Below are 13,209 nucleotides of genomic sequence, written 5' to 3' on the forward strand. Positions count from 1 at the left end.
AAATACTAACGCGAAACTACTCCCTTTATACTCAAAAAATGGTTAACTTTATGAAGGTATGGGGTGTGGCTAGCGAGGATGTCGGCAGCAGGGAACGCTGCCGTCAAGCCCCCATGGACGGGTTCACGGCGGTCCTCGATAGACACATCCCATACCTTTTTATTCTTAGACGGTTTTTCAATCAAAAGGGAGTAGCCTGAGTTTTACTGCTACTCAGAGCATCTTGACCGAACTAGGATGACGGATCAGCATCGAAAAATGTTTCTTGGATCGATTGAGCCAACCGCGAATTTCAACTTCTTTGCCGACATAGCTGTTGGGGTTTGGAAACAAGTCTAAATTAGCGCGTTCGATGCGAAAATCGACGCGCTCGCCAAGCGTCAAATACACATATTTACGCGTCGTTCTGATTTTTTTGACGCGCCCGGAAATTCGCTGCCAGCCTCTATGATTACCCGTTCGAAGACTCGGTGCCGGCTTGATTCGGTATTCAGGCAGCCTCCAAATACCGCGCGAGTTTTTTTCGGCTTCATCCTGGGCACGAATCAATTCCCCGCTATAAAGCAAATTCGGCGGAAAAATACTGAGCGAAGCCAAACCCAATCTAACCAGCTCGAAATTGAGATGCAGACCGTCCTCGGTAAACAAATGCGCGAGCGTCCGCCCGTATTTATCCTTTGGTTCGCTATCGAGAACCAAACGGACTCGCTTGCCTTTCAATGCGTGAGTTAACCAACGTTTAGCTTCTTCGCCTCCGGCCTCCGCGTTTTTATTGCGCCCTTCGACTTCCGGCGTGTTGATGCCGAGTAAGCGGATTTTTCTGCCGTCTACCAGCTTTACCGTATCGCCGTCATAAACATACTGAATGCGGTGATAAGAATAACCTGGCTTTATCGTAAGACGCTCGGCGCCTTCTCGTCGTTTGTCCGAAAAATAAAATTTGCCGTTTTCATCTTGCCAGCGATAAATTTCCTCGGCGTAGACGGCCGAGATAGCCAGCATTAGAACGAGCGATTTAAGTAAGGCGTAAAGCATGGATTTGATAAGATTTAACGATTAGCCGTTATCGAGCCGGAACGCTATAATTCCGTGCCCAAAAACGCTATTGTACAGAAACATCCTATGATATCCGTTATTCAACGCGTAACCCGCGCAAAAGTGACTGTCCGGCAACAAGACATCGGCGTAATCGAACGAGGCATACTGGCTCTCGTCGCGGTCGAAAAAAACGACACCGAAAAAGAAGCTGAACGCTTATTGGAGCGAATCCTTAACTACCGTATTTTCGCCGACGCCGAGGACAAGATGAATCTAAGTCTGCGTAACATCAATGGTGGCTTGTTATTGGTCCCGCAATTCACGCTGGCGGCAGACACCGACAGCGGCAATCGTCCCAGTTTCAGCCGAGGCGCTTCCCCCGAACACGGCTTGGCGCTCTTTAATTATTTGCAAAAAAAAGCCGTTGACCTGCATACACAGGTTCAATTCGGTCAATTCGGTGCCGACATGCAAGTCTCGTTGGTTAATGACGGGCCGGTAACCTTTAGCTTAAGAGTCTCCCCGCGCTGAATATTTGCGCACCTAGGCGCAATGTCTAACCGCCGTCTTCATCTTGCCGCTCAGCACGATCTGTCGCGGCTACTCACTTACCGCGGGACAGCTTAAGGTTAATCCGTTCATGGTGAGCCTGTCGAACCATGGGCGGATTAACCATCCACCCTTCGACAAGGCTCTCCTGAGCGCAGCCGAAAGACTCAGGGCGAACAGTTAATCCTTAGTGTTTTTGTCCCGCCTTAAGTGGGAAGCCTCTTTCGCGTGTTTGGGCAACCTTGGAATATTGGCGGTTCGCAACAAAATCAAAGCACTACCGATAATCAGAACTGCCGCCAAAAATACAAAAAACCAAGCCATCATTAAATTTCTCGCCGCTTCAATGGAATCGAAAAAGCCCCGCTTCCGGGATTTAACGAGTAAGTTATACCCTTTGCTAGTCAAATTTCGGCATCGGGGTGCCCGTCAAAGGACGCCGTGAATACGTCCATGTAGGCTCTTCTATGACAGCATCCATGCTGCCAAAGCCTTTGCCGAACACCCCGACGCCTCCATACGCTAATGCCGAAGTTTGAAGTGCGATAGGTATACAACGATTTGCGGACGGATAGAACTTAAGTGATAAAATATCGTCAATTATGAATCATGACTCGACGGCGCCGTTTTTCAAATTCGCTCCGTACCGAATCCTTTCCAATCGCTGATTATACGACTCCAACCTAATAATGAAATCCGTTGAATTACTTTCTCCTGCCGGAACCCTTAAAAACATGCGTTACGCTTTCGCTTACGGCGCGGACGCAGTTTATGCCGGCCAACCGCGATACAGCCTGCGCGTGCGCAATAACGACTTTCTTGCCGACAACTTAGCCAAAGGCATCGACGAAGCGCACCGGCTCGGAAAAAAGTTTTTTCTGGCGACCAATGTCATTCCGCATAATAGCAAAATCAAGACTTTTCTGGCCGATATCGCTCCGATCATCGCGATGAAACCGGACGCATTGATTATGGCCGACCCAGGCTTGATTATGATGGTTCGGGAAAACTGGCCGGAAATGCCGGTACATTTATCCGTGCAGGCGAATACCGTCAATTACGCAACAGTCAAATTTTGGCAAACCATCGGAGTAAAACGCATTATCCTGTCACGGGAATTGTCGCTCGATGAAATTGCCGAAATCCGTCAGGAATGCCCGGACATGGAACTGGAAGTCTTCGTGCATGGCGCGCTGTGCATTGCCTATTCGGGCCGCTGCTTGCTGTCCGGATATTTTAACCACCGCGACCCAAATCAGGGTACTTGCACCAATTCCTGCCGCTGGAAATACGACACACTGCCCGCACATGAAAATGCCGAAGGCGATTATGTCTTGGACGGCGGCGCCTTGTCGATGTCCGAAATCAGTAATGCCAGTTGCGGCGGCGCCGAGCGCCACCCCTTGGCCGATAAGGTTTATTTTTTAGAGGAGGAAGGGCGTAAAGGCGAACTGCTGCCGGTCATGGAAGATGAAAACGGCACCTACATCATGAATTCGAAAGACCTGCGCGCGATCGAACATATTCAACGCTTGGTCGAAATCGGCGTCGACAGCCTTAAGATAGAAGGTCGAACCAAATCTCATTATTATGTAGCCCGGACCGCACAAACCTATCGCCAAGCAATCGACGACGCACTGGCCGAACGTCCGTTTAATCCGCAATTGCTCGGCGTCTTGGAAAACCTAGCCAACCGGGGTTATACAGACGGCTTTTATCAACGCCACCACACGCATGAGCAGCAAAACTACATTACCGGTTATTCGAAAAGCCATCAGCAACAATTTTGCGGTGAAATCAGACACTTCGATTCTGCGACCGGCATGGCCGAAATTGATGTCAAAAACAAGTTTTCGGTTGGCGATAAAATTGAATTGATTTTACCCGAAGGCAATCGCGACATTATCGTCGAACATATGGAAGACCTGCACGGCCATCCTATGCAAGAAGCTCTGGGCGGCGGCTACGAGGTAAAAATACCGCTGCCGGAAATAAGCCCGCAACACGGACTGTTGGCGCGTTATTTTTAGCGGCGAATATATTATCCAAGACAATTAACCATAGCAGATAGGCTATGGAATTTAGGTGCTGGGTAAATACGTCCATGCAGACTCTATGCCAGCTCCATGCCGATCTCTCACCTAGCGTCAGGTGAGGGATCGGCCTCCCAGGCGCCTCCTCGGGAACTGCCTAAATTTGAAGTGCGAAAGGTATAACGCAAACATAACCTTCTAAAATGGAATAAACACGAATGCGAATACATCGTTGCTATAGCCGTCGACGGTTTTGTATTCGCGGTAACCTTTCGACACAGCCATCCCTAAAACATATTGTACGCCATTGTATTGAATAACTTCGGAACCTCTTTGTCCGGTCCGCATGGCAAAAAAACGGTCGTCGATCGCCAGCGAATCTCCGGCGCCGAGCGATGGGTGATTAGCCGAAGCAATAATCATTTGATTTCGGTCGGTAAAAAACGCAAAACTTCCTTCGAGCAATTTTCCCGCTTCGTCGCGCGGTAAAACTTCATCGAGCATGCTCGAAAACTGCGGTTCACTGTCAAAAACGATGCCGATCCCGCCGAGCACTTGATCCTGCCTTGCCAAATGCGTGATCGAGGCATTATAGATATAGGTATAGCGGTTGCCGTAAAATGGCGTCCTGATGAAAGGCGAAACGCTGTAGCTCTGTGAGTCGCTATTCCTCAACGCAGCCGGCGCTCCGCTTCGCTCGTCGACTTGCATCCCCAATAACGAGCACTCGTAAGAGTTCGACACCGCCAAGACACGACCGTTTTTATCGTAAAGATAAAGATTGGTATAGACCGTGTATAAAGCGTTGATGTATTGCAATATGTCCGTCATCCGCTGCTCATCCTTTGACGAGATTTCCGGTTGAGCCAAACAGTGCCTAAAAGTCGATGTCAACGCCCACCACCGGCAATCGTTAGCCCGTTCGTATAAATTACGATCCATGATATCGACCGCCAACGACGCCAAAAACCCTGCATTGTTCAAATGCGAAGACATGACCGTGACTTCCTGAAGGCTATTGACCGAATCGGCGAAAATATTCGCAATATCGGAACCGATTTGTTTGATGGCCTCCAAAACCGGCATGAATTCGGCCGCATTTTTCCGAGCCGATGCGATCTGACCGTTAAGTACCAACAAACCGAGGTCGGCATTGATATCGGAGGAGGCCTTGCGAATATCTTTCAACTCTTGAGGGAAGGTAATGGCTTGATCGATAATATCGGCATAAGCGCCTCCTCTATCGACTGCTTCATTACGTTTAAAAGCCGTTTCCAACGGCGTCATCATTTGCCCGGTCCACCCTAATCCGAAAAAACCCTGATACCCTTTGGTTTGTCGAGTATTAACGATATATTCGCGTAGCTTATACGATGCGATACTTACCGGATTCGCATTAGCAAAAGCCGCTTGTAGCGGCAGTAGTTGCTCATCGCTACTGGCGATTACCTTTCCGTCGACACCCAATATCATTAGCGTGCCTTCGTCACCCGCCGCCAGAAGATCGCCGAAAATTCCCACCATTTCATCGTCGAACCGAAAACATAAGCATAAAACGCCTATTGCTTTCGATCCTTGTTGGTTGCTTTCGGCTATTTTGCAGGAATAAATCAGCGAATGCCGTTTATTCGGCTGTAATTCCGAATATCGAAACGTTTCGATATATTCCGCACTCGATTTTAGAGTTTCGGCAATGAGAGGATCCGTCGAACGACTGATCGGGTTTTCGTTATCCAAATGCGCTTTGACCCGTCCTTCGGTATCGAAAACAATGATCTCGTCATACACGCTGTATTTCTTCACATATTCACGCAGTCGGTTCTCGATGAAATCAATTCCCTCCCGATCTGCATTTTCGGAAATAAGGAAAGAGCGGATATCGTCGTCTGTGGCCAAGAAACCCACATCAGCGGTTCGTTCGAATAAATTACGAATCAGTAAATCGATTGCGACTTGTGCCTTCGATGAATTATCGAGCACCAATTTTTTCAAGTTCTCGACAACTAAATTGTAAGTCAACTTCTGCTGCAACTCGCCGAACTTACTTTTCGTCAAATTCATATCTTCAAGAATGGTCGACGCCACATTATGGCTATTGATCTTTCCGATCAACGCAATTTTCCCCCACCAATCGTTTAGCGAGGCAAGACGAGCCTCGTAACTCTTTACAGCCGGCATGGCAGCCAGTAACTTAGTTTTATTCGCTTCAATTATCGTGTTCATAAATCGCTTAATTTATCCGTCATCTATATCTCCAGATCTAAATTTAGACACAAATCATGCCAAAGTAATATTTTATAGTAAAAATAAAATCCTTCCTCTTTCTATTCTTAAACAATGCACCACTATGGCGCAATGAAGCACCAATTCGACTCGTCGAATACATCCAGCAATTCCCAATTTGGAGATCAAAAAGGGTGTGGGGTATGCTTGGCGAGGATGTCGGCAGCAGGGCAGATTTTTGCTCCATGCAAAATCTGTATTCACGCCATCCTTGGCGTTCGAGCTTCCGCCAAGCCCCCATGGATGGGTTTACGGCGTTCCTCGACAGGCATACCCCACACCCTAAAATCGGCGAAACTGCTCAAACTGGGAATTGCTGGAATACATCCATACCAAACTATTTCTACCGCATTTCTGTTATGATATGCCCCCAACAGCCTTAACCAAGGTAATGCCAATGACGTTTACCACTGCCGATCTCTGTGATCAATATTCCGACATTGACGGCTTTCAAATCGCCGACCCCATTTTCAGAATATTCGGAGCAACGCCGGCTTTTTGCGGGCAAATTACGACAATTAAAGCCTTTGAGGACAATGGATTAGTCAATTCAACCTTATCGACAAAAGTATCGAGACGCGTCTTAGTCATCGACGGCGGAGGTTCACACCGCTGCGCCTTGATCGATCGGGGGCTTGCACAACTGGCCTGCGACAACGGCTGGCAAGGCGTCGTGATCTACGGTTGTATCCGCAATGCAGCCGCAATCGATACGATTCCGATCGGGATTCGCGCACTCCATGCGCATCCACTCAAAAGCACGACGAAAGGTCACGGAGAATACGATAGTATTGTGACTTTCGCAGGCGTACAATTTAGAAAAGATTATTTTTTATATGCCGATAGCGATGGAATTATCGTCTCGGAGGCAGAGTTGAGTTAAAATAACCTCACCTTAACCTACTAAATTAGTCAAGATATGCAAATAATACTCGCTAACCCTCGTGGATTCTGTGCCGGAGTGGATAGAGCCATTGAAATCGTGGATCAGGCACTTGAAGCTTTCGGCGCTCCGATCTATGTCCGCCATGAAGTCGTCCATAACCGCACCGTCGTCGATGGCCTTAAAGAAAAAGGCGCGATTTTCATCGAAGACCTGAGCGACGTCCCTGTCGGCTCCTATTTGATTTTCAGCGCACATGGCGTTTCGAAAAAAGTCCAAGAAGAAGCCGAGGAACGTAATTTAACCGTTTTCGACGCAACCTGCCCACTAGTCACCAAAGTCCATTTGCAAGTTGCCAAGCATGCCAAACAAGACCGAGAGGTCATACTAATAGGTCACGCCGGACACCCGGAAGTCGAAGGCACGATGGGCCAATATGAAAAATGCACCGAAAACGGCGGCATATATTTAGTTGAAACACCGGAAGATGTCGCCAAACTGAAGGTCAATAATCCTAATAATCTGGCCTACGTAACGCAAACGACGCTGTCCATGACCGACACCAAAGTCATGGTCGACGCACTCAGAGCCCGTTTTTCCTCAATTCAGGAACAGAAAAAAGACGATATTTGTTATGCCACGCAAAACCGGCAGGATGCCGTTTATGACCTTGCCAACAAAACCGATTTGATTCTCGTGGTCGGTTCTCCCAATAGCTCCAACTCTAATCGCTTACGGGAAATCGCCGAACAACTGGGCAAACCGGCTTATTTAATCGATACTGCTAACGACATGAGCCGAGAGTGGTTCGACGGCATCACTGCCGTAGGCGTTACTGCAGGAGCATCGGCACCGGAAGTTCTGGTACAAGAGGTCATCAGCCAATTGAAAGCCTGGGGCGGTCTATCGATTACTGAAAACAAAGGCATTGAAGAAAAAGTCGTCTTTTCCCTGCCCAGAGGCCTTAAAAAAACCGCATAGTAATTTCTTAGGTTTTTCAGAAGAAACCGGGCAAGGACGCCCGAAACACGAATCAAGCACTAACTCCTCCCATAATCCGCCCATTCACCTTCCACCTTCCACCTTCCACCTTCCACCTTCCACCTTCCACCTTCCACCTTCCACCTTCCACCTTCCACCTTCCTCACCTTTCACCTTTCACCTTTCACCTTTCACCTTTCACCTTTCACCTTTCATCTTTCATCTTTCATCTTTCATCTTTCACCTTCCACCTTATCCATTCATGCAACCGGCCGGTTCTGCCGTTGAGCATACCAACGCATGAAATAGCCTTTAGGCAAATGCACACCGTTGCGTACATAGAATAAATTATATTCATTATTAAGCGTTGCATTCAGCAAGCGCCGCGACGCCCCGGTACCGCAAAACAAAATTTGATCGCCGATTTTAATTCGATAGTCGTCTGGGGGAAGTACACTTATCACTTCTCCCGACTTAACGACAAAGGCAATTAAATCAAGTTTTCGATTAAAATTATCGGGATGCTTTAAGATATCCCCTAACAGCACCTGCTCCCCCTCCTCCAAGCATGCAGTGACAGCGCTACAGCGCTCCTTCACAACATCCACAGTGATTAAATGAGGCTGCCTACGTCCGATTTTTTTCTCGAGTTGCTGAATCACCTTCTCCATATCTTCCTTCCTACCCGGTTCGTCTTTCAATAAATGCTGAAAAAAAGGCTTTAATAGCGGGGCGACCAACAAAAATAAAACACGCCGAGCGGTCACCAATGTCGGCTGCATAATCATATCGATTTGCGACGCCTCGAAAGCAATTCGATTTTCATGGCGATTTTGCCGAACCAAGGTAAACAAGTTGCCATTCAGTTTACGCGCATTCAGCAATATTCCCAGATTATGCCCGTCATCATCGGTTCCCGCCAAAATCCCTACAGCATTTTCTATTCCGGCCTGCGCCAAGGTTTTAGCCGTGCTCCGCCCTACGATATAACTATCGATCCCCTCTTCTTCGCTACAGTCATGCGGATCAATGACCACCGTCTTCATGCCTTGCTTGACCAAGGCATGATTGATTTCATGCCCCATCCGACCGTAGCCGCAAACGATCCATTTTCCGAACGGCGGCTTAATAGCATCGCTGAGGCGAACCCGCGGCGCTCTGACCAACCAGTTATTCAACGGATAAAAGCTAGGATGCGTCATCGTTGTCACCAACACCTTCGCGAACATTTTGAACGGATCGACGATATGAACCTCTCCCCCCAAATTTGCGAGCGTTTCTTCGAAAACATCAACCTTTGACAACGTAATAATTCTGATACTCGGATTCAACAAACGCGCCAATGCAGAAATTTTTAGATTGATCTCTTCGTTATTGGTAATTGCAACAATCGCTTGGCAATTGCGTCTTCTAATTCCCGCTTCAAGTAGATGCTTAGGCACGCTTGCATCTGCGCATAAACCCGGCATCGGCACTCGGTAATCCCTCAACGTCAATGCCCTAATCCTATCCTCATCGCCATCGATAAATACTGCCGGCACACCATAATCGCTTAAACCGCGAGCCAATACGCTACCGGTATCGCCGAAACCACAGATAATAAAATAAGGCTCGGAAATTCTAAGCACCTGCCGAGAAAACTTTCGCTCCTCGACCGCACGAACAAAGAAAGGATTCTGGAAAAGTCTTACGATACTTCCTATCGCATAAAACCAGGTAATCACGCTTACATACAGACAAACCATCGCCCAAAGCCTTTGAGCATCGTTAAATTCAAAAGGAATTTCTCCGAAACCGGTCGTCGTCGCGGTATAGGTCATAAAATAAAACGCGTGAAATACACTTAAGTATTGAGGCTTACCGTCGACTTCATGACCGGGAATAAAGACCATTCCCAAAATTGACACTGCATAAACCGTAATCAAAGCCATTACGGGCCTGCGCATTTCACGCATTACTATAAAACTGACTCGGCTTAAATCGGTACTTTCCGTCATACCCTACCCCTCTATTATACCCGTCGTAGATCAAAATTCGGCGCCTGGCTGTCCGCTAAAGGACGCCGTGAATACATCCCATGTAGGCTCTATGCCAGCTCCATGCTGGCAAAGCCTTTATGAGCGCCATGGATGGCGTGAATGTCGATGTTGCAGGAGCGAAAATCGACCGGACAGCCAGGCGCCTCCTCTGGCACTGCCGAAATTTGAAGTGCGAACGGTATAAATCGTTCATTACAATCGAGACATCAACGTATCGGATACCAAAATAATGACGGATATGAAGTTAGCCAACAAAGCCCCGCCGCTTAGCGAGATAATGCTCACCATTACATCGGACGTCAATCCGGTTTCAGTCACATGTACGACAACGGTCCAATATGTAGCAGCCGCCACTAAGTGCAGGTCGGCAACCAGACTAGTCGCCAGCAACACAGCGCCTATTTGCGAGCGATCGCCTAACTTTAAGCCAGTCGCAATAAAATTAACGACAATAATCGCAAATAATTCAAAAACATTATGATGCTCGGGATTATCCATCTCCCCTAAAAAAAAACCGAAATTCAAGGTTAATGACAATACGATAAAAAAACCGAAAACGACTTTCTCGAAATTCATCTAATAATGCTCCGGAATATAAATCAAACTGTAAATGTTATCCTAATCTGTATTAGAATTAGAAAGATATTAACAATAGATAAAAAATCGCACCGCTGACTCATATTTATTGTTAAAATTGTAAGCTTTGAATTACAAACCGGAGAACCACAATGTCATTGACCGCAATGGACCTTGTTGCCGCTGCTAAGAAAAACATCAAAGAAGTGGATGTTGCATCGGCAAAATCAGATTTGTCCAAATATTTAGTACTCGACGTCCGAGCGCCCGGCGAGTTTGTTGCAGGCTCTTTGCCCGGAGCCATCAACATTTCGAGAGGTGTTTTGGAATTTAAAATCGCTAACCACCCGGATTTCGAAAATAAACAAGATGCCGATATCTTAGTTTATTGCCAAACCGGCGGACGCTCGGCACTTGCTACCGAAGTACTCAATAAAATGGGCTACAGTAAAGCAGTCAGCCTAGAGGGCGGATATCAAGCTTGGCAAAAAAGCGACGCAACCGACGAGTAAATGCCTGTTGTTGAATCGTTAAGACTGGATAAATGGCTATGGGCTGCGCGGTTTTTTAAAACGCGCAAGCTCGCTGCCGATGCGGTATCCGGCGGCAAGGTTCACTTGAACAACCAAAGAACCAAACCGGGCAAGGAAATCGCCATCGGCGCCAAGCTTTCCATCCATAAGGATCAATATAGCTGGGATATTACCGTCACGGGCCTAAACAGCCAACGCCGACCCGCTTCCGAAGCGGCTCAACTTTACGAAGAAACTGCGGAAAGCCGAGAAAAACGGCAACAATTAATTATTCGCCAACGCGAAGAACAGGCTAATTTCGAGCATTTCGAAAGACCCTCCAAACCGAACAAAAAAGACCGTCGGTTGATTCACCGCTTCAAACGAGGCTGATTCCTATCATGGTTTCGCTTACAAACAAGTCGGAGGCTTCGGCAAACCGGCCAGTTTACACGCAGACCTCAACGGCCCCTCCGGAAACAATCGTTGTAAATAACGGCTATTGCCCTTTTCCGCACCTAAATGCTTAGCTACTGCCTTAGTAAAAACCCTGGCGTTTGGCAAGTGTTTAAATTGAAGATAATAGCCTCTAATAAAAAAAATGATTTCCCAATGCGCATCGCTTAATGTAATCGAGTTGGCCTTAGCAAGGTCGCGCGCCACCGCCTCGCTCCAGTCATTCATATCGACCAAAAACCCTTGATCCGTCAGGGCGGGAAATTCCCCTTCGGCATTCAGCACCATGACAACGACTGCTTATGCGTAGCTGCCAATTCGACCCACTCGACATATTCGATAACCCTGATTCCATCAATCAAATCGCCCCGGTCGATACCGAATAAAGACAAATCATCGGATAATGCACACAAATAACAAGACTTAGCCGATTGCGTCAAAACCTTAGCCAAACCCCCTCGCCCGACCAGACGAAGTATTGACGAACCTAAAAAAACCACCGCATCGCCGGCTTCAATACGCTCTAAAACGGCATCCACTTCGGATGACTGAAAAATCAAATGCAACATACTGATTATTCGATATGTGTTAACTTCAGTCCCACCAATCCGACAACAACCAGAATAATGGAAAACAACCGCAAAATTTCAGCGGACTCCTTAAAAAGCACGATACCGATAACGGCAACCCCGACCGCGCCCATGCCGGTCCATACCGCGTATGCAGTACCCAGCGGTAACGTTCTAATTGACAACATTAGCAAATAAAAACTGGCCGCACCGAAAACGATTGTCGTCAAACTTGGCCAAAGACGAGTAAATCCTTGGTTATACTTTAAGCTTAATGCAAAAACAATTTCCGCCAAACCCGCACATAACAACAAAAACCACGCCACGCGCTTCAATACCTCATAGACTTATCGATCAAATATTCTACAATATCAAATCGTTTGATAGACCGATTGCACATCAATTTTCAGCCTGTCACATTAATACTCCGAATATTTTGACGGATTTCTGCCCCGACAAAAAACTCGCCACCACAGATCCTTGATGCTTGCAACGACTCAAACTGCACATCGGCGCAGAACCATGCTTCGCCATAAAGGCTGTACTTTTATAACTTATTTGCACCCCATTATGAACAAGCAATCGGATCACATCGTACGCGACCAACGCCAGATCATCAATCATCTGACGCTGCTGATTAACGAGAAGGCCCTAATCAATCTAAACATCGGCAATAACGAATCGTTCATCACCACATTAATTGCCATCGATACGGACACACATAGCCTTCTGTTCGATCTCAGCCCCAAGGAATACCAAAACAGACAATTACCGGGCACATCAAATGCAGTCTTCCGCACCGTATTGTCGGGCATTAAAATAAAATTCGAGGGCAAAGACATCGCCAAAACCAACTATCAAGGCGATGCCGTCTTTGCAATGCCGATACCTGAAAGCATGCTGTGGCTGCAACGCCGTCAATTTTATCGAATTAAATCGCCACTTTCGAAAACCAGCCATCTAAAACTAAGCGTTGCAGACAAAGTCATTCCACTTCGTCTCTACGATATTAGTATCCCCGGTTTTTCCTTGTTAAACGATTCGGAACCGCTTAACCGGATATTATCGCCCGGTCAAATCTTTAAAGATTGCCGATTGGCCTTGGATGGCCTTGGAGAAGACGCGATCGAGTTTATAGTGCTCTACCGCATACCATTAAACCCGAATAAGCCGGACAAAACCATGAAAATAGGCTGCCGACTCACCTCGATATCACCCGCCTTCGAATCCTGCATACAACGCTATATGCAACAAATCGAACGAGAACTTAAACAAAAAACCTAAACGGAC

14 protein-coding genes are annotated in these 13,209 nt (G+C 47.2%); 7 read left to right on the plus strand and 7 right to left on the minus strand.

The features are described 5' to 3' along the window. Positions 1-213: 213 nt before the first annotated feature. Positions 214-1,035: a thermonuclease family protein gene (locus METBU_RS0112780; RefSeq protein ID WP_017841000.1), complete on the minus strand. Its 822-nt coding sequence runs from the start codon at positions 1,033-1,035 to the stop codon at positions 214-216. An 87-nt stretch (positions 1,036-1,122) separates the two neighbouring features. Between METBU_RS0112780 and dtd the strand changes: the two genes are divergently transcribed. Both dtd and trhP read left to right on the plus strand, forming a co-directional pair. Beyond that, complete coding sequence (gene dtd / locus METBU_RS0112785; protein WP_017841001.1) at positions 1,123-1,569, plus strand: D-aminoacyl-tRNA deacylase; 447 nt, start codon at positions 1,123-1,125, stop codon at positions 1,567-1,569. A 707-nt stretch (positions 1,570-2,276) separates the two neighbouring features. After that, complete coding sequence (gene trhP / locus METBU_RS0112795) at positions 2,277-3,617, plus strand: prephenate-dependent tRNA uridine(34) hydroxylase TrhP (RefSeq protein ID WP_017841003.1); 1,341 nt, start codon at positions 2,277-2,279, stop codon at positions 3,615-3,617. Positions 3,618-3,818: 201 nt separating this feature from the next. Here the strand turns inward: trhP and METBU_RS0112800 are convergent, their stop codons facing one another. Then, positions 3,819-5,843, minus strand: a complete 2,025-nt coding sequence (locus METBU_RS0112800; RefSeq protein WP_017841004.1) for a cache domain-containing protein — start codon at positions 5,841-5,843, stop codon at positions 3,819-3,821. 457 nt (positions 5,844-6,300) lie between these two features. Between METBU_RS0112800 and rraA the strand changes: the two genes are divergently transcribed. Both rraA and ispH read left to right on the plus strand, forming a co-directional pair. Beyond that, complete coding sequence (gene rraA, locus METBU_RS0112805; RefSeq protein WP_017841005.1) at positions 6,301-6,786, plus strand: ribonuclease E activity regulator RraA; 486 nt, start codon at positions 6,301-6,303, stop codon at positions 6,784-6,786. A gap of 36 nt (positions 6,787-6,822) precedes the next feature. Next, positions 6,823-7,767, plus strand: coding sequence for a 4-hydroxy-3-methylbut-2-enyl diphosphate reductase (gene ispH / locus METBU_RS0112810; protein WP_026130207.1), 945 nt, complete (start codon positions 6,823-6,825; stop codon positions 7,765-7,767). Positions 7,768-8,027: 260 nt separating this feature from the next. Here the strand turns inward: ispH and METBU_RS0112815 are convergent, their stop codons facing one another. Together METBU_RS0112815 and METBU_RS0112820 are read right to left on the minus strand one after the other, a co-directional pair. Continuing rightward, entirely contained in the window at positions 8,028-9,764 is a 1,737-nt protein-coding gene (locus METBU_RS0112815) for a potassium channel family protein (protein WP_017841007.1), read from the minus strand. A 234-nt stretch (positions 9,765-9,998) separates the two neighbouring features. Next, positions 9,999-10,382 carry a DUF6394 family protein gene (locus METBU_RS0112820; protein WP_014146911.1) on the minus strand — a complete coding sequence of 128 codons (384 nt, stop codon included), beginning with the start codon at positions 10,380-10,382 and terminating at the stop codon, positions 9,999-10,001. 152 nt (positions 10,383-10,534) lie between these two features. On the opposite strand from METBU_RS0112820, the gene METBU_RS0112825 reads away from it, so the two are divergent. Together METBU_RS0112825 and METBU_RS0112830 are read left to right on the plus strand one after the other, a co-directional pair. Continuing rightward, entirely contained in the window at positions 10,535-10,894 is a 360-nt protein-coding gene (locus tag METBU_RS0112825; protein ID WP_014146910.1) for a rhodanese-like domain-containing protein, read from the plus strand. After that, positions 10,895-11,287, plus strand: coding sequence for an RNA-binding S4 domain-containing protein (locus tag METBU_RS0112830; protein ID WP_017841008.1), 393 nt, complete (start codon positions 10,895-10,897; stop codon positions 11,285-11,287). It begins immediately after the preceding gene. An 18-nt stretch (positions 11,288-11,305) separates the two neighbouring features. On the opposite strand, the gene METBU_RS0112835 is transcribed toward METBU_RS0112830, so the two are convergent. From METBU_RS0112835 to METBU_RS0112845, 3 genes are read right to left on the minus strand one after another with little or no spacing between them, the layout of a single operon-like run. Continuing rightward, positions 11,306-11,638 carry a TusE/DsrC/DsvC family sulfur relay protein gene (locus METBU_RS0112835; RefSeq protein WP_017841009.1) on the minus strand — a complete coding sequence of 111 codons (333 nt, stop codon included), beginning with the start codon at positions 11,636-11,638 and terminating at the stop codon, positions 11,306-11,308. Next, on the minus strand, positions 11,629-11,919 hold the full coding sequence (locus METBU_RS24070) for a DsrH/TusB family sulfur relay protein (RefSeq protein ID WP_017841010.1): 291 nt from the start codon (positions 11,917-11,919) through the stop codon (positions 11,629-11,631). The genes METBU_RS0112835 and METBU_RS24070 overlap by 10 nt, the downstream gene beginning before the upstream one ends. A gap of 5 nt (positions 11,920-11,924) precedes the next feature. Beyond that, the gene (locus METBU_RS0112845; RefSeq protein ID WP_026130209.1) at positions 11,925-12,245 is read right to left on the minus strand and encodes a DMT family transporter; all 321 of its coding nucleotides are present in this window, start codon (positions 12,243-12,245) and stop codon (positions 11,925-11,927) included. Between the two features lie 244 nt (positions 12,246-12,489). Here METBU_RS0112845 and METBU_RS0112850 point away from each other — a divergent pair, with 244 nt between their 5' ends. After that, the gene (locus METBU_RS0112850; RefSeq protein WP_040575327.1) at positions 12,490-13,203 is read left to right on the plus strand and encodes a flagellar brake protein; all 714 of its coding nucleotides are present in this window, start codon (positions 12,490-12,492) and stop codon (positions 13,201-13,203) included. The last annotated feature ends 6 nt before the right edge of the window (positions 13,204-13,209 follow it).

The sequence above is a fragment of the Methylotuvimicrobium buryatense 5G genome, from assembly GCF_000341735.1.
In the GTDB taxonomy this organism is placed as follows: Bacteria; Pseudomonadota; Gammaproteobacteria; order Methylococcales; family Methylomonadaceae; genus Methylotuvimicrobium; species Methylotuvimicrobium buryatense.